This window comes from Mesorhizobium sp. M7A.F.Ca.CA.004.04.2.1, from assembly GCF_004022825.1.
In the GTDB taxonomy this organism is placed as follows: domain Bacteria; phylum Pseudomonadota; class Alphaproteobacteria; order Rhizobiales; family Rhizobiaceae; genus Mesorhizobium.
On record NZ_RZPH01001062.1, the window covers coordinates 1 to 1985 of the forward strand.

Consider the following 1985-nt stretch of genomic DNA (forward strand, 5'->3'; position numbering starts at 1 on the left):
GCACATGGCGGAAGGTTTTACCCGCGCCAAGGCAGGCAATATCGGCGTGTGCATCGGCACTTCGGGTCCGGCCGGCACCGACATGATCACAGGGCTCTATTCGGCTGCCGCGGATTCCATTCCGATCCTGTGCATCACCGGGCAGGCGCCGCGGGCGCGGCTGAACAAGGAGGATTTCCAGGCCGTCGACATATCAGCCATTGCCGCGCCGGTCGCCAAATGGGCGGTCACCGTCATGGAGCCCTATCTCGTCCCCATGGCGCTGCAGAAGGCGTTTCACCTGATGCGCTCGTCGCGGCCGGGCCCGGTGCTGATCGACCTGCCTGTCGATGTGCAACTGGCCGAAATCGAATTCGACATCGATGCCTATGAGCCGTTGACGCCGTTCAAGCCGGCGATGACGCGCGCCCAGGCCGAAAAGGCGTTGACCATGCTCAACGCGGCCGAAAAGCCGCTGATCGTCGCCGGCGGCGGCATCATCAACGCCGATGCGTCGGACCTGCTGATCGAATTCGCCGAGATTTCGGGCGTGCCGGTCATCCCGACCTTGATGGGCTGGGGCGCTATCCCCGACGACCACCGGCTGATGGCCGGCATGTGCGGGCTGCAGACCTCGCACCGCTATGGCAATGCGACGATGCTGGAAGCCGACTTCGTCTTCGGCATAGGCAACCGCTGGGCCAACCGCCACACCGGCTCCGTCGATGTCTACACCAAGGGCAAAAAGTTCATCCATGTCGACATCGAGCCGACGCAGATCGGCCGTGTCTTCGCGCCGGATCTCGGTGTCGTTTCGGATGCGGGCGCGGCGCTGAAGATGCTGCTCGACGTCGCCACTGAATGGAAGACATCAGGCAGACTGCGCGACTGGTCCGGCTGGGCGAAGGAATGCCAGGCCCGCAAGAAGACGATGAAGCGCAAGACGCATTTCGACCAGGTGCCGCTGAAGCCGCAGCGTGTCTATGAGGAGATGAACAAGGCGTTCGGCCGCGACGTCACCTATGTCACCACGATCGGCCTGTCGCAGATCGCCGGCGCGCAGTTCCTGCATGTCTACAAGCCGCGCAACTGGATCAATTGCGGCCAGGCCGGCCCGCTTGGCTGGACCTTGCCGGCAGCCCTTGGCGTGCGCGCCGCCGATCCCGACCGCACCATCGTGGCGCTGTCGGGCGACTATGATTTCCAGTTCATGATCGAGGAACTGGCGGTCGGCGCACAGCACAAATTGCCCTATCTGCATGTCGTCGTGAACAACGCCTATCTCGGCCTGATCCGGCAGGCGCAGCGTGGGTTTTCGATGGACTTCGAGGTCGACCTTGCCTTCGAGAACATCAACCGGGCAGGCGATCCCGAGGCAGGCTATGGCGTCGACCATGTTGCCGTCGCCGAAGCGATGGGCTGCAAGGCGGTCAGGGTGCGCAAGCCGGAAGAGTTCGCCGGAGCCTTCAAGGAGGCGCAGCGGCTGATGAAAGAGCACCGGGTTCCGGTCGTGCTTGAATTCATCCTCGAACGCGTCACCAACATCTCCATGGGCACCGAGATCGACAAGATCACCGAATTCGAGGAGCTTGCCGAAAGCCACGAGGATGCGCCGACGGCGATCGTGATGTTGGATTAGGAGAAAAAGAATGCCGCGTTTTTCAGCCAATCTGTCGATGCTCTTTGGCGAGCATGAGTTCCTCGATCGTTTCGATGCCGCCGCCCGCGCCGGCTTCAAGGGCGTCGAATATATCGGCCCCTATGACCATGCGCCCGATGTCGTCGCCGCCCGGTTGAAGAAGAACGGTCTGACCCAGGTGCTGTTCAACCTGCCGGCGGGCGACTGGGGCAAGGGCGAACGCGGTATTGCCGTGCTGCCGGACCGCGTGCCGGAATTCCGCCAAGGCGTCGCCAAGGCGATCACCTACGCGCAGGCGCTCGGCTGTGAGCAGGTCAATTGCCTGGCCGGCATCGCGCCGGCCGCCGCCGACCGCAAGGTGCTGGAG

The 1985-nt window shown here is 63.3% G+C and carries 2 protein-coding genes; both read left to right on the plus strand.

From position 1 onward, the window contains the following. Positions 1 to 1618, plus strand: a 1618-nt coding sequence (gene gcl, locus EN893_RS31270; protein ID WP_128362067.1) for a glyoxylate carboligase, incomplete at its 5' end; no start/stop codon positions are given. A gap of 10 nt (positions 1619 to 1628) precedes the next feature. Beyond that, positions 1629 to 1985: TIM barrel protein (locus EN893_RS31275; RefSeq protein WP_164749066.1), on the plus strand; the 357-nt coding region annotated here is incomplete at its 3' end.